The sequence below is a fragment of the Tessaracoccus defluvii genome (assembly GCF_014489575.1).
Taxonomy (GTDB): domain Bacteria; phylum Actinomycetota; class Actinomycetes; order Propionibacteriales; family Propionibacteriaceae; genus Arachnia; species Arachnia defluvii.
Window position 1 is genome coordinate 3,231,847 of the sequence record NZ_CP060789.1, and the last position, 19,267, is coordinate 3,251,113.

At 63.3% G+C, this 19,267-nt stretch carries 9 protein-coding genes and 5 pseudogenes; 12 read left to right on the forward strand and 2 right to left on the reverse strand.

The features are described from left to right. Positions 1 to 57: 57 nt before the first annotated feature. On the reverse strand, positions 58 to 465 hold the full coding sequence (locus H9L22_RS15270) for a VOC family protein (RefSeq protein WP_187720657.1): 408 nt from the start codon (positions 463 to 465) through the stop codon (positions 58 to 60). Between the two features lie 315 nt (positions 466 to 780). Here H9L22_RS15270 and H9L22_RS15275 point away from each other — a divergent pair, with 315 nt between their 5' ends. From H9L22_RS15275 to H9L22_RS15325, 12 genes and pseudogenes are all read left to right on the forward strand, one after another. Next, on the forward strand, positions 781 to 5,565 hold the full coding sequence (locus tag H9L22_RS15275) for a DEAD/DEAH box helicase (protein WP_187720658.1): 4,785 nt from the start codon (positions 781 to 783) through the stop codon (positions 5,563 to 5,565). 4 nt (positions 5,566 to 5,569) lie between these two features. After that, positions 5,570 to 6,763, forward strand: a complete 1,194-nt coding sequence (locus tag H9L22_RS15280) for an AbiH family protein (protein ID WP_187720659.1) — start codon at positions 5,570 to 5,572, stop codon at positions 6,761 to 6,763. Positions 6,764 to 6,795: 32 nt separating this feature from the next. Then, positions 6,796 to 7,428 carry a hypothetical protein gene (locus H9L22_RS15285; RefSeq protein ID WP_187720660.1) on the forward strand — a complete coding sequence of 211 codons (633 nt, stop codon included), beginning with the start codon at positions 6,796 to 6,798 and terminating at the stop codon, positions 7,426 to 7,428. 171 nt (positions 7,429 to 7,599) lie between these two features. Next, positions 7,600 to 8,118, forward strand: a pseudogene (locus tag H9L22_RS15290) (ISL3 family transposase); the annotation flags it as partial. A gap of 587 nt (positions 8,119 to 8,705) precedes the next feature. Beyond that, entirely contained in the window at positions 8,706 to 10,172 is a 1,467-nt protein-coding gene (gene ltrA, locus H9L22_RS15295; RefSeq protein ID WP_187720661.1) for a group II intron reverse transcriptase/maturase, read from the forward strand. Positions 10,173 to 10,288: 116 nt separating this feature from the next. Continuing rightward, positions 10,289 to 10,812 (forward strand): annotated as a pseudogene (locus tag H9L22_RS15300) (ISL3 family transposase); the annotation flags it as partial. A 226-nt stretch (positions 10,813 to 11,038) separates the two neighbouring features. Beyond that, positions 11,039 to 12,449: pseudogene (locus H9L22_RS15305) on the forward strand (IS1380 family transposase). A 612-nt stretch (positions 12,450 to 13,061) separates the two neighbouring features. After that, a complete protein-coding gene (locus H9L22_RS15310; protein ID WP_187720662.1) occupies positions 13,062 to 14,132 on the forward strand; it encodes a TIR domain-containing protein in 1,071 nt (356 codons plus the stop codon). Positions 14,133 to 14,561: 429 nt separating this feature from the next. Further along, a pseudogene (locus tag H9L22_RS20585) lies at positions 14,562 to 14,687 on the forward strand (transposase family protein); the annotation flags it as partial. A gap of 43 nt (positions 14,688 to 14,730) precedes the next feature. Continuing rightward, positions 14,731 to 15,741, forward strand: coding sequence for an ISL3 family transposase (locus H9L22_RS15315; RefSeq protein WP_264292484.1), 1,011 nt, complete (start codon positions 14,731 to 14,733; stop codon positions 15,739 to 15,741). A gap of 198 nt (positions 15,742 to 15,939) precedes the next feature. After that, complete coding sequence (locus tag H9L22_RS15320; RefSeq protein WP_187720663.1) at positions 15,940 to 16,269, forward strand: site-specific integrase; 330 nt, start codon at positions 15,940 to 15,942, stop codon at positions 16,267 to 16,269. Positions 16,270 to 16,408: 139 nt separating this feature from the next. Continuing rightward, positions 16,409 to 17,799, forward strand: a pseudogene (locus H9L22_RS15325) (IS1380 family transposase). 165 nt (positions 17,800 to 17,964) lie between these two features. Here the strand turns inward: H9L22_RS15325 and H9L22_RS15330 are convergent. Then, positions 17,965 to 19,221: an AlbA family DNA-binding domain-containing protein gene (locus H9L22_RS15330; RefSeq protein ID WP_187720664.1), complete on the reverse strand. Its 1,257-nt coding sequence runs from the start codon at positions 19,219 to 19,221 to the stop codon at positions 17,965 to 17,967. Between the last annotated feature and the right edge of the window lie 46 nt (positions 19,222 to 19,267).

Below are 19,267 nucleotides of genomic sequence, written 5' to 3' on the forward strand. Positions count from 1 at the left end.
GGTCTGACACTTTCCCACGCCCAGGAAGATCTGTGGATAGCTGTTTCACACAGCTGTTCATGACGCCGGGAAGACGTTGACCATCCACTCGATGCCGTAGCGATCCATGCACAGCCCGAACGTGGCGCCCCAGCTCTGGGGCTCCAGCGGCATGCCGACGTTGCCGCCGTCGGCGAGCTTGGTGAACCAGCCGGCGAGCTGCGCCTCGTCGGTTCCGCCGAGGCAGATGTAGTTGCGGGTGCCGCCCCAGGTGGCCTCCGCGCCGGGCATCGCATCCGACGCCATGAGCGTGAAATCAGGGGTGACAAGGGCCGCGTGCATGACGCCGTCGGCGGGCATGTCGGTGATGCCGTAGGTCTCGAATGTGTCGACGGTGAGGTCGCCGCCGAAGATCGAGTGATAGAACTCCATCGCCTCGCGGGTGTTGCCGGCGAAGTTGAGGTACGGGTTCATGGTGACGGGCATGGTGTCCTCCGGTTGCTGAGAGGGTCAGCGTAGGCACGGGGCGGGTGGGGTGGAGGTGCGTTGGGCATATCCACGGCACGTCCACAAGTTATCCACATGCTTGTGCACACATGGGGATAATTACACGGTTGTCGTTACGAGCCCCGCGCGGGCATTGCTTCCGGACGACCCCGAACCACTGCGACTCCTCGGGCGAGCAGCCGGAAGGTGCCGCTCCAATCCTCGGGGCCCCGCCTGGGCAGGGGGTGACTCCCGATACCCTCGGAGCCAGAGGCGGACTTCACGTCCGCCTCAGTGTTCGTAGAAGGGAGTGGCATGGCCACGGTAGGCGACATCATGGCGACGTTTGATGCTGCAGGCTCGCAGTCAGGCCGCGGCACCAAGTTCGAAGATCTGATGGTCGACTACTTCCGCCTGGATCCGACGCTGGCGGCCCGCTACACCAAGGTTTCGCGCTGGGGTGACTGGCAGCATCGCGGCACGTCGCCGGACGTCGGCATCGATCTGGTGGCCCAGGACCGAGAGACCGGTGACTGGACGGCCATCCAGTGCAAGTTCTACGCCCCGCACCATTACCTGGCCAAGGAGGACATCGATTCGTTCTTCACCGCGTCGGGAAAGAAGTGGGACGGTGTTGCCTTCGCGAACCGCATCATCATCTCGACCACGGACAAGTGGTCCAGCCATGCGGAGTCCGCGCTCGAGAACCAGACCATCCCGGTGCAGCGGATCGGTCTGGCCGACATCGCCGAGTCGCCCATCGACTGGGCCTTCGCCGACGCGAAGAATCCACTGGAGGTGAACCTCTCCCGGGCAGCGAAGTTCACGACCCGGCCCCATCAGGACAAGGCGATCGCCGCCATCCGCGACGGCTTCGCCCAGGGCGCGCGGGGACAGTGGATCTCGGCGTGTGGCACGGGCAAGACCTTCACCTCGCTGAAGCTGGCCGAGCAGATGGCGGTGGCGGCAGGCGGCTCACTGCGCGTGCTCTTCCTCGCCCCGTCGATCCAACTCGTCGCCCAGACGCTGCGTGAGTGGACCGCACAGAGCCAAGCGGATCTGCGTGCATTCGTCGTCTGCTCCGACACCAAGGCATCCAGGGCCGCCGAGGACATCTCGCCCCACGACATTCCACTGCCTGCCACCACGGATCCGGCGGAGCTGAAGGACCGACTGGCAACAGCCAAGCGGGCCCAGGGGCTCTCTGTGGTGTTCTCCACCTACCAGTCGATCGACGTCGTCGCCCAGGCGCAGAAGCTCGGCGCGCCGGAGTTCGATCTCATCCTGTGTGACGAGGCCCACCGCACCACAGGGGTGACCCTCGCTGGCGAAGACGAGTCGGCGTTCGTCCGCGTCCACGACAACGCGTTCCTCAAGGGAGCAAAGCGCCTCTACATGACCGCGACACCGCGCCTGTTCGGCGATGCGGTGGTGGCGAAGGCGGAGGATCACTCGGCGATGCTGACGTCCATGGATGATCTGGCCACGTTCGGACCCGTCTTCCACCGCCTCGGCTTCGGTGAGGCCGTCGAGCAGGAACTGCTGACCGACTACAAGGTGATGGTTCTCGTCGTCTCCGAGGACCAGATGGCCGCCCCCGTCCAATCGATGATGGCCGACGACAACCTCGAGATCCCCCTGGATGATGCGGCAAAGATCCTGGGCTGCTGGAACACGCTGGCCAAGCGCACCCACGCGGGAGACCTGAGCCCCGCCTTCCCACCCGGCGCGGCTCCAATGCAGCGTGCGGTCGCGTTCCTGGAGAACATCAAGAGCTCCAAGCGTGTGGCTGAGGCGTTCGAGTTGGTCGTCGAAGCAACCGGCGGCGCGGACGCGACGGCGCACCTCAACTGCGAGGCGCATCACGTCGACGGCACCATGAACGCGCTGGTCCGCGCCGAGGAACTCGCCTGGCTGAAGGCTCCGGTCCCGGAGCGGCACTGCCGCATCCTGACTAACGCCCGCTGCCTGTCCGAGGGCGTCGACGTTCCCGGGCTCGACGCGGTGATGTTCCTCTCACCCCGGAACTCTGCCGTCGACGTTGTCCAGTCTGTGGGTCGAGTGATGCGCAAGGCCCCCGGGAAGGAGTACGGCTACATCATCCTTCCCGTGGCGGTCCCAGTGGGCGTCGACCCCGCCGACGCGCTGCGTGACAACAAACGCTTCAAGGTCGTCTGGGACGTCCTCAACGCGCTGCGCGCCCACGACGACCGCTTCGAGGCAGTCATCCAGTCCATCAACCTCAACGCCGGCAGTGACCCCTCGGGCCGGTTCATCATCGACACCCCCGAGCTCGGCGACGGCAACGCCCCTGGCACCGATTCGAAGGCCGTGCAGCTGCCGCTGTTCCAGTTGGAGCAGTGGCGCGACGCGATCTACTCCCGCATCGTCGACCGGGTCGGCACCCGCGAGTACTGGGACAGGTGGGCCGCCGACGTCGCCACCATGTCGGGCGCCCAGATCGCCCGCATCAATGCGATCCTCGCCAACTCCAGTTCCGAGGTCACCGACGCGTTCGACGCGTTCCTCCACGGGCTGCGCGCCAACCTCAACGACTCCATCACCCGCGACGACGCCATCTCCATGCTGTCGCAGCATCTGATCACCGCACCTGTCTTCGACGCCCTGTTCGGCGGGTCCGGGTTCGCAGCCTCCAACCCTGTCTCCATCGGCATGCAGGCCATGCTCGACGTCCTCGAGGGCCAAGGTCTCGAGAGCGAGACCGAGCACCTCGTCCGGTTCTACGATTCGGTCCGGACAAGGGCAGCCCAGGTCACCGACGCGGCCGGCAGGCAGACCGTCATCCACGACCTGTACGAGAAGTTCTTCAAGAACGCCTTCCCGAAGCAGGCCGAAGCACTCGGCATCGTCTACACGCCCGTCGAGGTCGTCGACTTCATGCTGCGTGCCGTCGACGAGCTGAGCCGCCGCCACTTCGGCCAAGGACTCACCGATGAGGGCGTCACGATCCTCGACCCGTTCACCGGCACCGGCACCTTCATCGTCCGACTCCTCGAATCCGGCCTCATCCGCCCCGAGGATCTGGCCCGGAAATACGCCACCGAGATGCTGTGCAACGAGATCATGCTGCTGGCCTACTACATCGCCTGCGTCAACATCGAAGCCACCTACGAGTCCGTCACCGGCACCAGCCACTACGTCCCGTTCCCCGGCGCAACGCTGACCGACACCTTCCAGATCAGCGAGCACGGCGACCGATCAGACACCAGCCTGCTACCCGCCAACAACGAACGCATCACCAAACAGCTCGCCACCGACATCACCGTCATCATCGGTAACCCGCCATACTCCGTCGGGCAGGCCAGCGCCAACGACAACAACGCCAACCTGGGCTATCCCACCCTCGACAGCCGAATCCGACACACCTACGCCGAGCGTTCCCCCGCAACCAACAAGAACAGCCTCTACGACTCCTACATCCGTGCCCACCGCTGGGCCACCGACCGCCTCGGCCAACGCGGCATCATGGCCTTCGTCTCCAACGGCGGCTGGATCGACGGGAACACGGCCGAGGGCATGCGCCTCACCCTGCAAGAAGAGTTCAGCCACCTCTGGATCTTCAACCTCCGCGGCAACCAACAAGGTGACTGGAAGCGAAATGGAGGCAAGATCTTCGGAGAAGGAAGCCAAGTCACTGTCGCGATCACGCTGGGCGTCAAGGACCCCGCCCACATCGGCCCCGCCACCATCCACTACCGAGACATCGGCGACTACCTCGACCGCACCACCAAACTCGACATCCTCACCACCGCCACCCTCCACGACGACGCCTGGAACGAACTGCAACCCAACAACCACGGCGACTGGCTGAACCAGCGCGACGATACTTTCAGCGAGTTCACCCCGATCAGCGAGATCTTCCGAAGCTCTTCCGCAGGGGTGCAAACCAACCGCGATGCCTGGTGCTACAACTTCGACACAGCCGCCGTCGAGAGCAACATGCGCCGCATGATCGACACCTACAACTCCCAAGCATCCAAGCGACTCACCTCGGAAGCCGACCTGCTAGACGACCCACGCCAGATCAAGTGGTCAAGCAGCCTCAAGCCACGGGCACTGCGAGGCGAGCAGCATTCCTTCACGGGAGTGACGCGTCGAGCTCTCTACCGACCCTTCACCATGCAGGCGCTCTACTTCGATGACGTGTTCAACCATCGTCCGGGCAAGAACCGCCAGTACTTCCCCACCCAAGGAACCCCCAACGCCGGCTTCTATACGCTAGCACCGGGCTCACCGAAGCAGTTCGGCGTTATCGCGACAGATCTACTCCCAGACCTCGCGATGTACGGATCGAACAGTGGTCAGTTCTTCCCCCGCTGGACCTATGAACCAGCGGCGAAGCGAGCGGAAAGCGATGGGCTGTTCGATCTTGACGAAGGCGATGTTTTCGACGGCTGGCGCCGCATCGACAATGTCACTGACAACGCCCTGCGGCAGTACCGCGAAGCCTTCGGACCCAAGGTCACCAAGGACGACATCTTCCACTACGTCTACGGCATCCTCCACTCTCCGCAGTACCGGGAACGCTTCGAAGCCGACCTGAAGAAGATGCTGCCCCGCATCCCGCTGGCCGCCACCTCCGACGACTTCCTCGCCTTCGCGGCAGCCGGCCAACAACTCATGGACTTGCACATCAACTACGAGACGGTCGAGCCCTACCCACTCGAGGAACTGGTGACACCGGCCGCAGGCCTAGACGAGTACGCACTGTTCGCCGTCACCGACAAGAAGATGAAGTACGCGCCGAATACCGACAAGTCCACCCTCATATACAACCCGCACGTCACACTACGCGGCATCCCCGACGAGGCCCACGCCTACCAGCTCGGCTCCCGCTCAGCCCTGGGATGGATCATCGACCGTTACTACATCAAGACCGACAAGGAATCCGGCATCGTCAACGACCCAAACGCCTGGTCGCGGGGACAGGGCGATCCGCGGTGCATCGTCGACCTGATCAAGCGCGTGGTGCGGGTCTCCGTCGAGACGGTGCGAATCGTCGACGCACTGCCTGGGCTTACTTGGGGTAATACCCTGGATACTGACAAGGTGTCATCGGTGATCAGAAGAGAGGTGTGAGTAAATGGGACACACGGACTACACCCAGTCGTTCGATAGCGTTGCTGTCCAGCGCAACGTGATGGCATTTGTCGGTAACGGGTTCGACATCCAGGCTCTCCATGACTACGGGGCCAGGGTCGATACCCGCTACGAGCACTTCTATGACTTCCTCGCAAGACGTCACTTCGACCCGAGCAACATCATCATGCAAGAGATGAGGGAGCTCAAGGACGCCGGCGCGGCAGACTGGAGCGATGTTGAGGGAGCTGTTTCCCGCCTACTCAATGGGCCCAAGGTGGCGAGGGCAGAGGAGCTCATCGAGGCTCTAAGGCAGCTTCAAGGCCAGTTCTCTGAGTTCCTCGACGCGGTGGTGCCCAGTTCCATCCTCACCGAACTGGGGGCAGACTCCGCGCGGCACAAGTGGGCGATGGAGTCGCTCCTGATGTTCCTGTACGACCTCTCTCCGGAACAGTACCGCGTGAGCGCGTTTCCAACGGGAGAGAATTTGGAACTCTACAACTTCCTTTTCGTCAATTTCAACTACACGCCACTCCTTGACGACTTCATTCACCTCGACCAGATTCAATTCGATCGCCTATCCAGGCGCACTGTGGACCGTAACTGTGACTTCCATAACAACCCGCGAGGAGTTGAGCCGCACGAGATCAAGCCCAAGGATCTGTCGTCGTCGTATCTTATGGCGGATGTCATCCATCCCCACGGGCAGCAGAGCGTCCCTCGTTCACTGTTGTTCGGTATCGATGAACCAGTCGACCGGAGGGGCAACCAGGATCCACGCTTGCGCCTCGCAAAACCCTTCTGGGCGCAGAACCGCGCCCGCTACGCTCACCTGTTCGAGGACACGGCTCTATTCATCATCTTTGGCTGCTCCCTCGGGGGTGTGGATCGATGGTGGTGGGATGCCATTGCGGCTTCGCTTGGGCAGCAACGTGACAGGCATAAGGTCGCGAGGGAGGAATGTCGCGCCCTAAGCCATGAATCTTGCACATACACACCCGAACTGATTATCTACTGGTATAACGGAGGGTCAACCCCGCTGACTGAGGAAGAGGTTCGGGCGAAGTTCTTCGAAGGAGCTGGTTGCCTGGATGACTCAAAGGCCCTCATCCACGTGATCTTGTACGATGACAGAACCGAACGGGTTTGGCTGCGCACCACTGCTCAGCGACCCACGGCGCTGGCACCGGTGTCGTAGTCGTGCAATGGGCGGAATAACAGGAGGAGCCGATGTTGGAACTAGCCGCATTCGCCGTTGCGACGGTCAGTGTCGCCTTGAGTCTTCTCTTTGGGGTCCACAGCATGCGCACCTCGGAGAGATCGGCCGTTGCCTCTCAGCGCTCCGCTCAGATTGCTCAAGACCAACTGGAAGCAACGCTGGAGGCACAACGAGCGGCACAACAGCCGTACGTGTGGGCGGATCTAAGGATGCGAGATGACGCTGGGATGCTCGCACTGGTCGTTGGCAACAGCGGACCAACGGTCGCCACGAATGTCGTGGTGAAGTTTGAACCGCCTCTGACCTCGCTACTGGTTGCAGCTGATGAGAGGGCAAGCCGGATGGTTGCAAGGACCGCAGCCCGTTGTGCGGAAGGTCTTGGTTCCCTTGCCCCAGGCCGAACTATGCAGTGGAGCCTTGATGTCCTGTACAAGTTTTTCCCTGAGAATGGTGAGGTCCCAGTCCCAACGCTGACACTCAGGATTCAAGCGATGGGGCCAGGAGGGGTCGAAATTCCGTCTCTTGAGTACCGGATCAACTTGGAGGATCTGAAGTACCAAGACGCTCGGCCGCAAGGATTCGCAGTCGTGGAGCGTCCCCTCAGGAAGATTGCCGAAGCCATGGCGAAGCGGGCGCATAGCTAGCTGTACACGTCTTGGATGCACTGGGCGACCGATCCGATGGCGGCGATTACGGGCTCATCACATTTGAGGGTGTAGAGGCGGGGTGATCACGGCGGCGCGTCGGTCCGCGGATGAGGGTCGAGGCCTCCCGAAGATGGAAGTTCTCACACTCACCATCCGGAAGACCTCGACGTGCCTCACGCTACCTTCACGCGCCCCAACCTGACCACGTTCACCCGCCTCGACGAGCTCGGCCTGGAGGTCGTCGGCCAACAGATCGAGCCGAAGCGGGCCGTGTTGGCCTGCCGGGTCGTTGAGCCGGACCAGTGGTGCCGGCGGTGCGGCTGCGAGGGAACGCCACGTGGCACCGTGGTGCGTCGTCTGGCGCACGAGCCGTTCGGCTGGCGACCCACCATCTTGCTCGTCACCGTGCGTCGCTACCGCTGCGGCGAGTGCGGGCATGTGTGGCGTCAGGACATGAGCAGAGCCGCCGAGCCGCGGGCGAAGTTGTCCCGACGGGCGGTGCGGTGGGCGTTGGAAGGACTCGTGGTCGCGCATCTGACCGTAGCCCGGATCGCCGAAGGGCTGGCAGTGTCGTGGAACACCGCCAACGACGCCGTCCTGGCCGAGGGCAAGCGGGTCCTGATCAACGATCCGCGGCGTTTCGACGGCGTCCATGTGCTCGGCGTCGACGAGCACGTGGTGCGCCACGAGGCGCTGTTGTATCGGATGGAGGTGGGAGACCTGCATTGGTTGGCCGTCGTAGCGGCCAGGTAAAGCTGACGGCAGCCTGTCCTGGGGGAACGCCTGGGGTGGGTGGGAGCAGCCGTGACAAAGTCAGGACGGTCCAGTACTACCGGATGGGCCGTGTCTGGTGAGCAAGACGGGAAGGTGTACGAGAGGAACCGGTGTCGTAAAGCCTCTTGATCGTCGCCCAGCTCTAACCCGGTGGATCGGGGCTGGTTAGCGGTGCGTAACCGCTTGTCGGGGCCGTCGTTGACGGTCGTGGCGGGTGGGGAACTGTCGGAACGGTGGTATGTGTCGGGTCCGGCAGGTCGTGGTGAAGGTCTACGGCGTAGCCACGACGATGCCGCAGGGGTAAAGCCGGACACCTCGCCTGTCGACCGAACAACAGCGAACGTGGGAACCATCCGCATCGCGCTCCCCATGTCTGGGGATAGGTGCGTTGCCAGCCGAAGGGTGCGGGTGGGGCGGAGCCGTCGTAGTACTCCGAGGCCGGGAAAGCCGGTCACATGGGGAAGGGCGGCAGTGAGAGAAAGCAGAGGAAGGTGAATGTAATGTCCGAAGACGCGCCGGTGAATGTCGGCGCCGCCGGGTGGCCCAGCGATGCTCGGTCCTATCTGGGGGTACGGAGGATGCAGACCAAGCTGCATGGTTGGGCGGTCACCGATCGTGGTCGCCGGTTCGATGACCTGTGGAACCTTGTGTGTGATCCGGCGTTCTTGACGATGGCGTGGGAACGCGTCGCCGGGAACAAGGGGTCCAAGACTCCCGGGGTGGACCGTGTCACCGTGGCACGGATCAGTTCCGGGGTCGGGGTGGAGGAGTTCCTGCGTGACCTTCGGGCCCAGTTGAGGGCTGGAGAGTTCAGGCCGGTGCCGGTGCGGCAGGTGATGATCCCCAAGGCCAGCGGAAAGCTGCGCAAGTTGGGCATCCCGACCGTGACCGACCGGGTGGTGCAGGCTGCTTTGAAGCTGGTGCTGGAACCCATTTTCGAGGCCGACTTCAAGTCGTGCTCTTATGGGTTCAGACCTAACCGGCGCGCGCAGGACGCGGTCGCCGAGATCCACCACTTCGCGAGCAAATCGTATGAGTGGGTGTTGGAGGCCGACATTGAGGCGTGTTTCGACATGATCGACCACACCGCCTTGATGGACCGGCTCCGGTGCAGGATCGGTGACAAGCGGGTGCTCGCGCTGGTCAAGGCGTTCCTGAAAGCAGGCGTGCTCACCATGGTGGGCACGACCGAGGGGACGATCACCGGCACCCCACAGGGCGGGATCTTGTCCCCGCTGCTGGCCAACATCGCCCTATCAGTCCTCGATGACGAGTTCGCTCGCCGCTGGGACCATGAGATGGGCACGGCCGGTAAGCGGGCCTGGCGCCGTGACCACGGCAAAGCGTCTTTTCGGCTGATCCGTTACGCCGATGACTTCGTCATCGTCGTGAAGGGTCAGCAGGAACACGCCGAGCAGTTGCGTCACGAGGTGGCAGACGTGCTGGCCCCGATGGGGTTGCGTCTGTCTCCGGAGAAGACCCGCGTGGTCCACATCGACCACGGGTTCGACTTCCTCGGTTTCCACATCCGACGGATGCGGAGACGAGGCAGCAACAAGTGGTACGTCTACACCCTGCCCGCGAAGAAGGCGATCGCCTCGATCAGACAGCGGGTGAAGACCATGACCTACAGGAACACCCTGCACCAGGACCCGGGATACCTCATGGACTATCTCGGGCGGGTGCTGCGGGGATGGGCGAACTACTTCCGGTATGCGGTGGCCAAAGCGACCTTCGCCGCGATCGACTCCTACACGTGGGAGCGGATCACGGCATGGCTACGCAAGAAGCACCGCCGACTCGGATGGCCGGAACTCCGCCGCAGGTACTGCCTGCCCGGAACCTGGCGCCTCGCTCACAACGGGAAGAGGTTCACCGGCGCCGCCAGCGTCCCGGTGACCAGGTACCGCTATCGCGGCTACCAGATCCCTACCCCCTGGGACCGGCCAGCTGTCACCACCAGCTGAACCAGCCCTCTCTCATGGAGAGCCGGATGCGGTGAGAATCGCACGTCCGGTTCGGCGGGCGGCCTGGGGAAACGGACCGGGAGCAATCCCGACACCGCGCCCCAGGCCGACCCAACTGGCGGCACACCCGTCACGGCGACAAGTACGTCACCGTGATCATCGACCTCACCCCGATCAGGGATGACACCGGCCCGGCACGCCTGCTGGACATGGTCGAGGGCCGCTCCAAGAGCACGTTCAAGACGTGGCTAGCTGCCCGACCCGAAGCGTGGCGGGCCGGCGTGGAGGTCGTGGCCATGGATGGGTTCGCCGGCTTCAAGACCGCCACCACCGAAGAGTTGCCCGACGCCACCACCGTCATGGACCCGTTCCACGTCGTGAGGCTCGCCGGTGACGCCCTCGACCAGTGCCGGCGCCGGATCCAGCAAGAACTCCACGGCCACCGCGGCCGCGCTCAGGACCCCCTGTACCGGGCACGGCGCACCCTCCACACCGGAGCCGACCTCCTCACCCCCGACAACAAGCCCGCCTCGAACACCTCCGCGGTTCCGCCCTGGGGTTCCGGAACCTCACCCACTACATCGCCAGATCACTGCTCGAGACCGGCGGATTCAGACCCCAACTACACCCTGCATTGTGATGAGCCCGATTACGGGCTCGTCCCACTCTCGATTGCGACGAGCCGGCATGGCCCGTTGGTACGCCGATGCCGGCGGATTCGGACTCCTCAGCCTCTCTCCTTTATACAAAGAGCCGCTAGCTAGCCTCGCGCTTTCACGCCGGTGGGTGGACGGTAGCGGGTTGAGATAGCGAAAGTGCCCCTGACTTGGGATGATGTGACTTGCCTAGAGACCACGTCAACCAAGATGAGGAGCACCTTCGAGGTGAAGAGTACCGGCTCGTATCCCAGGGTTCATGTCGATACCGCGAAGGTGACCGCGGTCGGGCAGGCTGGCGGGATCCTGCTGACCGAAACCATCCGCGCGGCCGGCCTGGACCGGGCCCTGTCGGAGGCGCTGTCCCGGTGGCGGAAACCGTTGGCGGTCCACGACCCAGGCAAGATCATCTGTGATCTGGCGGTGTCGCTGGTGCTCGGCGGTGAAGCGTTGAGTGACCTCGCCACCCTGCGCGCTGAACCAGGGGTCTACGGCCCGGTGGCGTCGGATCCGACTGTGTCGCGGCTGATCGCGGCCCTGGCCGAGGATGCGGACAAGGCCATCAAGGCGATCGCGGGAGCTAGGCAGCAGGCCCGCGCCAGGGTCTGGGCGTTGGCCGGTGAGCATGCCCCCGACCACGAGTCGACTGCCGAGGATCCGCTGATCATCGACTTGGACGCGTCGTTGATCACCGCGCACTCGGAGATGCAGCGCGCGGCTGCGACGTTGAAGACGAGGCTTCGGGTTCCACCCGTTGCTGGCGTTCGCCGACCACGGACCTGAGGGCACCGGCGAAGCCCTGGTGGTCCACCTACGCCCCGGGAACGCCGGTTCGAACACCGCCGCCGATCACATCACCGTCACCAAACAAGCTCTCGCGCAGCTCCCCTGGAAGAATCCCCGGCCGGGCCGCAGGGTCCTGGTCCGCGCGGACGGGGCCGGCGGCACGAAGGAGTTCACCCGGTGGCTCGCGACTCATCGGATGGCGTATTCGGTGGGATTCACTCTCCCGCTCGACACCAGCACCCTCTACCAGCAGATCCCCGACTGGGTCTGGGTCCCCGCCCTCAACGCCGACCGCCAGGCGCGGGAAGGGGCGGATCTGGCCGACTTCACCGGACTGCTCACCCTCGACGGTTGGCCTCCCGGGATGCGGGTCATCGTCCGCCGGGAACGGCCCCACCCCGGCGCTCAACTCCGCTTCGATGACGTCGACGGCTACCGACTCACCGCCTTCGCCACCAACACCACCACCGGCACCCTGCAAGACCTGGAGTTGCGGCACCGTCGCCGCGCCCGCTGCGAAGACCGGATCCGGATCGCGAAAGACACCGGACTAGTAAACCTGCCCCTCCACGGCTTCGACCAGAACCGGATCTGGTGCCAGATCGTGGCGCTGGCCTCCGAGTTGCAGGCCTGGAGCGGGATGCTCGCGTTGGCCGGTCACGAAGCCCGCCGTTGGGAACCGAAACGGTTGCGCTACCGCCTCTACAGCATCCCCGCGACCTTGGCCCGCCGCGCTCGCCGGGTCGTGCCACATCTGGCTGAACAGTCCCGCTGGGCCGAGTTGATCCTCGACGGCATCGGCCGGCTCCGCGACCTCCCAGCACCAGCTACCTGACCCAGGCGCCCACCCCGTCCACCTCAACGAAAGAACCCTCGGCCGGGAAGCCCGCCCCGCAGACGTCATGCGGGGTCCTGTCGCACCCACCTGCAAGAATCAGAACAACCTCGGCGCCACCGGCGCCGACCAGCCCCGATCAGACCCCTCATGAAAGATCGAGGCTAGATCTGGGTGGAGTGAACGGGCATGCAGAAGCCGGCTGTATGCTTACGATGCATGAGGCGACGTTTCGGCCGGGGAGTGCGAGGTATTGAAGCTCGGCTAGCAGCGTGGCAGCCGATTTCACCTGAGAAAGCGATCGCACGACTAAGATCAGACCTACGACACCATTCTTTTAGCCGGACCGGATCGCACGAGATAATGAGTGGTAGCTATCTAGTTCGTTGCGCTACCAGTCTAGCCGTTTCGTTCCGGCTTGATTCCCTTCTGTTATACTCCCATCGGAGTGTCGCAACGCTCAATCCACTGAAATTCGAACGAATGTCTACGGGTTTCAAAGTCACTCGACCTATGCTGAGCGAAGCGCTACAAGAGGGCTTTCCCTCCGGATCTCCCGGTGCGTGGAGGTCTGAATTCCGCTGGGGTCACCATGCAGGACCGCCGCATCTCGTGATCGCGATCACACGCCATGCTGATTTTTCGCCACTCGAAACTGCACTTCTTGACCTCTGGGCAGGCGAAGTGGCGCTTGAAATTCAGGCTAAACTGAACCGACGCTATACCACTCAGATTCGATCTGCTCTCTCGCGTCCTGCCCCGAGAAATGGCCAGCCAGGAACTGTCTTCGCGAATCTGACCAGTCTTCTAACACGTGCGTTCGGGGTTCGTTTCGGGGCGTATTTTTCCTCATGCGGATCTACGGCTCGGCTAGAGTATCTTACTGCTCGGAGGCGGCCCTACAACCAGGCACACTGGGTCACCGATGCGGGCTTTATTGAGTTGCTCACCTCTTTCGTAAAAATGCTGCAAGCGGGTGCGCCATTCTTTTGGCGGCAGCCTTCATCGGTTTTTGATAAAAGTACCCTTGATCACCTAGATGTTCATTCAGTGGATATCCGCGCCTTGTTGGTGATTCCTATAAATTCCGGGACGATCCACCTAGGATTCTGGTGCCTGTTCTTCATAAATGAGCCGGAGGTGCCAGAGGAAGTATTCGATGATCTGGTTTTTAGCGATCTAGCTATTCGCCAGGCGAGTTGGCTAATGCAAAGGAGGTTTAGGGCGATGCTTGTTGAGCCGATCTATGCAAGTCGGGAAACGCGCGTGACTGTAGGGAGGTGTGCAGTCCTTATGCCGTTCATGATGCCGTGGTCAGATCGCATCTGGAGTAGGTGTATTCGTCCCTATGTGGAGTTGCTAGGATTCGATGCTATGCGTGCAGATGATCTATATGGCCGCGATGTCATGGAAGACATTTGGAGCATGATTCTGTCGGCAGAGGTCGTGGTCGCAGACATCACTGGTAGGAATGCAAACGTCTTTTATGAACTTGGACTTGCTCATGCAATCGGGAAGCCAGTGATTCTCTTGACGCAGCAGACGGCAGATATTCCATTTGATCTAAATCGCTATCGACATGTCATCTATGAAGATAACGCGGATGGTTACGAAACGCTCCAAAAAGGGTTGTCTGGCGCTTTAGGAGAAGTTTTGAGAGCAAGGAATCCCAAGGACTCATAGTTGGGCTCTGTGTGGTTCAAGGTGATCTCGTCCGCCTGACCTGGATGTCTCGTGACAGTTGCGACAGCACCACGCTGAATGATCGCCTACCGGCAACCTGGTCCGTGGGGTTGCGGCTTTTCGCACACGAGCGGGTTCATGCGATGCGCTTATCCGGCTCTTCGTACCTGAGCGTGGGGTGAGCGTGGATCCGACGGCGGGCGTGTCGGCGGGGTGATGGGCGTCGAGGCCCTCAAGAATCGGGGTTACCACACCACCTGATCTTCAAGGACCTCGACGATGCCCGATTCTACTTCCTGCTGCCGTGCCGGCGGCGGCTACTGTCAGCGTTGCGACCTTCTGCTGGGCCTGCCCGGGCTCCACGTGGTCGGCGTCCAGCGCGACGACGCGGGGCTTCGGGTTGAGGTCGAATCCGTCCGGCCGGAGGTGATGGGCTGCCCCGCCTGCGGCGTGATCGCGCATGCGCATGGCCGGCAGAGGGTCGAGCTGATCGACGCGCCGTGCTTCACGGCGCCGGTGAAGCTGTGGTGGCGGAAACGACGCTGGCTGTGTCCCGAGCCGATGTGTCCGGTGAACTCGTTCATGGAGCAAGACCCCGATGTGGCGACCCAGGGCGCTGCTCACCAGTCGCGCGACGTCGTGGGCGATCGGGCAGATGCGGCGGGAGAACGCCTCGGTCCAGGGGATGGCCCGGCAGCTCGGCTGCGCCTGGAGGACGCTGTGGCGAGCGGTCAAGCCGATCCTTGAAGCCGCCGCCGACGACGAGGCCCGCTTCGCTGGCGTCACCTCGCTGGGCGTCGACGAACATATCTGGCATCACGTCTCCACCAAGCCCGTCGACCAGGGCGGCCGCGGCCCGAAGGAGTTCACCGGCATGGTCGATCTCACCCGCGACAAGGACGGACACGTCCGGGCCCGGCTGCTGGATCTGGTCCCGGGCCGATCCGGTGAGGCCTACAAGACCTGGCTGCGTGACCGCGGCGACAGGTTCCGCAAAGGCATCGAGATCGCCACCCTGGACCCATTCCACGGCTACAAGAACGCCATCGACGACCAACTCGAAGACGCCGTCGCCGTCCTCGACGCGTTCCACATAGTCAAGCTCGGGACCGCTGCTGTCGATGAGGTCCGCCGCCGGGTCCAGCAGGACATCCACGGCCACCGCGGCCGCAGAGACGATCCGCTGTATCGGATTCGGAACCTGCTGCGCGCCGGGCAGGAACACCTCACCGACCGGCAGAAGACACGCCTGGAGACCGCGTTCACCGCCGACGACCGCCACGTCGAAGTCGAGGTCGCCTGGCGCTGCGCCCAACAGCTGCGCTCGGTCTATCACCAGTCCTGTCATGCCGACGGGCGCAGGGTCGCGGAGAAGATCCTGGCCACGTTCCCGTCGTGTCTGATCCCGGAGATCGCCCGCCTCGGCCGGACGCTGAACCAGTGGCGCGACGCGTTCCTGGGCTACTTCACCACCGGCGGCGCGAACAACGGCGGAACCGAATCCATCAACGGGTTGATCGAACTCGCCCGCCGCGTCGCCAGAGGGTTCCGCGACCCAGACAACTACCGCCTCAGAATGCTCCTCATCGGCGGCGGTCTACGACTATGACCCCACGCTCAGGTACGAAGAGCCGCTTATCCAGGCTCCCAAACTCTCTACTTGCGTCGCTGCTAGACAGTTCATTCCCTAGCCCAGGAAGCTCATTGATAGTAATCGAGAACGCACGTCCAGTGGTGCTGTTTGTGGACTGGCTAGTAGAAAGGCTGCTGCAGAGTGAGTAGTAATACGACAGAAGGCGGAACCGGGATGAATGATCGTTCCTTGGTGCCGGTCGATGCATCGCTGGATGTGAGCGAGGCTGTCTTCGCGCAAGCGGCGCGTGCGCCGTCGACGCTACGTGGCTACCGCTCGGATTGGCGGGAGTTCACCACTTGGTGCGATCTCCATGGGTTTTCCGCTCTGCCGGCTGATGACGTGGCGATCAGCCGCTACATCTCTGAGCTTGCGGTGGCTGGCGCGAAAGTCGGAACGATCAGCCGCCGGCTGTCATCGATCAAGTTCGCACACAAGGTCCGCAACCAGGCGGATCCGACACAGACGGCCCGGGTACTGACCGTGTGGGAAGGGGTCCGCTGAAGGTTTGGTTGACCTCCGGGTTTGCCTCGTGCTTTCATGACGGTGACTGTAGCGGACTGAGATAGCGAAAGTGCCCCTGACTTGGGATGATGTGACTTGTCTAGAGAAACATCGACCAACAAGAAGGAGCACCTTCGAGGTGAAGAGTACCGGCTCGTATCCCAGGGTTCATGTCGATACCGCGAAGGTGACCGCGGTCGGCCAGGCTGGCGGGATCCTGCTGACCGAAACCATCCGCGCGGCCGGCCTGGACCGGGCCCTGTCGGAGGCGCTGTCGCGGTGGCGGAAACCGTTGGCGGTCCACGACCCAGGCAAGATCATCTGCGATCTGGCGATGTCGCTGGTGCTCGGCGGTGAAGCGTTGAGCGACCTCGCTACCCTCCGTGCTGAACCAGGGGTCTACGGCCCGGTGGCCTCCGACCCGACCGTGTCCCGCCTGATCGCCGCCCTGGCCGAGGACGCAAACAAGGCCATCAAGGCGATCGCCGGAGCCAGGCAGCAGGCCCGCGCCAGGGTCTGGGCCCTGGCCGGTGAGCATGCCCCCGACCACGAGTCGACTGCCGAGGATCCGGTGGTGATCGATCTCGACGCGTCGCTGATCACCGCCCACTCGGAGAAGCAACGCGCGGCTGCGACGTTCAAACGAGGCTTCGGGTTCCACCCGCTGATGGCGTTCGCCGACCACGGACCTGAGGGCACCGGCGAAGCCCTGGAGGTCCACCTACGCCCGGGAACGCCGGCTCGAACACCGCCACCGATCACATCACCGTCACCAAGGCCGCTCTCGCGCAGCTCCCCGACCGGAACCCGCGGCCCGGACGCCGCGTGCTGATCCGCGCGGACGGGGCCGGCGGCACGAAGGAGTTCACCAAATGGCTGACCGGGCGCAGGGTGGCGTACTCGGTCGGGTTCACCCTCCCCATGGACACCCCCGACCTCTACCACCTGGTCCCTGAGTGGGTTTGGGTGCCGGCCCTCAACAGCGATGGCGAGGCTCGCGAGGGGGCCGATCTTGCTGACTTCACCGGACTGCTGGATCTCGACGGCTGGCCTGCCGGGATGCGGGTGATCGTCCGCAGAGAACGGCCCCACCCCGGCGCTCAGCTGCGGTTCGACGACGTCGACGGCTACCGACTCACCGCCTTCGCCACCAACACCACCCTCGGCACCCTCCAGCAGCTGGAGCTCAGGCATCGTCGCCGCGCCCGCTGCGAAGACCGGATCCGGATCGCGAAAGACACAGGCCTGGCCAACCTCCCGTTGCACGGGTTCAACCAGAATCGGATCTGGTGCCAGATCGTCGCGCTGGCCTCCGAGTTGCAGGCCTGGAGCGTGATGCTGGCCCTGGCCGGTCACCAAGCCCGCCGCTGGGAACCGAAACGGCTCCGCTACCGGCTCTACACCATCCCCGCGACCCTCGCCAGAAGAGCCCGCCGCACCGTCGTCCACTTCAGCGACCGATCCCGCTGGGCCGAGCTGATCATCGACAGCATCACCCGACTCCGAAACCTCCCGGCACCCGCCACCTGACCCCCAGACCTCCACACGACCCACCGAATCTGGCAGCTCCCGGCCTGGAAACCCGCACCGCAGACGTCACGCGGGGTCTTGTCGCACCCACCTGCAAGAATCAGAACAACCTCGACGCCACCGGCGCCGACCAGCCCCACACAGGGCCGTCATGAAATATCGAGGCTAGTGGCTCTCAACGGCTTCTGGGGGCCGTCCTGGGATGATGTTAAGGGATGCTAGTCCGCCTTGGTTCAAGCAGTCGAGTGCAAGGTAGTAAACGTCTCGTCTGTATGCATCGGAAGAGGTCGCCGGGGATGTGGTCGTCTCCACGGGCATAAAATGGCCTATGGGTGTCCCTCGATGGATTCGCTTGAACGGGCCGACCGTCACGATGTGCAGCCGGTCTGCTCCGGTCCATTCGATGCCGACGCGAACGTCACACTCCATAGTCCCGAGGGCCTCCGCCGTAGCACGGAGAAGCCCTGCGAAGTCGGCGATGCATAACTCTATGACGTCCGCGGGGATCTCTGACCCGGCCAGTATGCAGTCGCGACCCGTGGGGTGGCCGCCTACTGCAGCTGCGATCGTCGTCGAGCCGTTGCGGTGTATGGCGCCCCAAGCCTCGTCAAATGATGACTCCCCTCGCCCTATCAGAATGTCTGAAGCGATCCAGCGCCGCAGACCAGGCCGAGGGTTGTGTAGATCCATGGCGCGAAAGGGGCGAGGTTCGTCAGAGGGAGAGAGCTCGTTAGCGTACTGCTCAGCTTCGTGGAAGATGCTGATTGCCTCGTTCCTCGAAAGTTGCCGGCCGACAACAGGGAGGCGCGGGCGTGCCACGGCGATGAGCCATGCCCGCGAATTCGTGTCTCGTCCCCGTGCCGCTTCCTCGTAGAGCTGGGACAGAGCTTCCTCGGAGCCGCGCCGCTCGTTGAACCTGGCACGGTACATTTCCTCGATCTGGCGTTCCTGCATCCACACGGTGTCGGCATCGTTTCGAACAGGGGCACCGAAGAAATGGTTCTTGAAGATCAGATGCGGGCCGTCAACGCTAGCCGGGACTTCCACGACCAGGGCCGGGTACCCAGCCCCTTGGAGGCGATGGATCTTCAGTCCAAAGATCGGCGGCGTGATGGCCGTGATAGCAGCGCTTCTGAGGGCTCTTTCGTATGCTTCACCGTGATCCCCAGGATCGCTCCTGCCAGTGGCCGCTCGATCGCTCTCTTCAACGCCAAAGATGATGGCTCCGCCGCCGCTGTTGGCCATCGCGGCCACATCCTTGGGAAAATCTGACTGAGTCAACTCCTTCGCGGGTGGCAGCTTGCCTTTCCAGTCCAGGTCATCGGTTTCCCGTGCGCCCGCCTGAATCGCCGCGTCCAGCAGCTCATCAGTCCAGGGTCCCGGGCTCCGGCCGAGGGCGCGATGCAGTGGAGTGAAGGGCATGGCTTCACTCTAGGTCCTTTCAGCGCTGGGCAGTTCCGCGGACCCT

What these genes read in the sequence shown, in the direction of transcription:
- H9L22_RS15270 (WP_187720657.1), bottom strand. Translation starts at nt 465, where the DNA reads ATGCCCGTCACCATGAACCCGTACCTCAACTTCGCCGGCAACACCCGC.
- H9L22_RS15275 (WP_187720658.1), top strand. Translation starts at nt 781, where the DNA reads ATGGCCACGGTAGGCGACATCATGGCGACGTTTGATGCTGCAGGCTCG.
- H9L22_RS15280 (WP_187720659.1), top strand. Translation starts at nt 5,570, where the DNA reads ATGGGACACACGGACTACACCCAGTCGTTCGATAGCGTTGCTGTCCAG.
- H9L22_RS15285 (WP_187720660.1), top strand. Translation starts at nt 6,796, where the DNA reads ATGTTGGAACTAGCCGCATTCGCCGTTGCGACGGTCAGTGTCGCCTTG.
- ltrA (WP_187720661.1), top strand. Translation starts at nt 8,706, where the DNA reads ATGTCCGAAGACGCGCCGGTGAATGTCGGCGCCGCCGGGTGGCCCAGC.
- H9L22_RS15315 (WP_264292484.1), top strand. Translation starts at nt 14,731, where the DNA reads ATGTGGCGACCCAGGGCGCTGCTCACCAGTCGCGCGACGTCGTGGGCG.
- H9L22_RS15320 (WP_187720663.1), top strand. Translation starts at nt 15,940, where the DNA reads ATGAATGATCGTTCCTTGGTGCCGGTCGATGCATCGCTGGATGTGAGC.
- H9L22_RS15330 (WP_187720664.1), bottom strand. Translation starts at nt 19,221, where the DNA reads ATGCCCTTCACTCCACTGCATCGCGCCCTCGGCCGGAGCCCGGGACCC.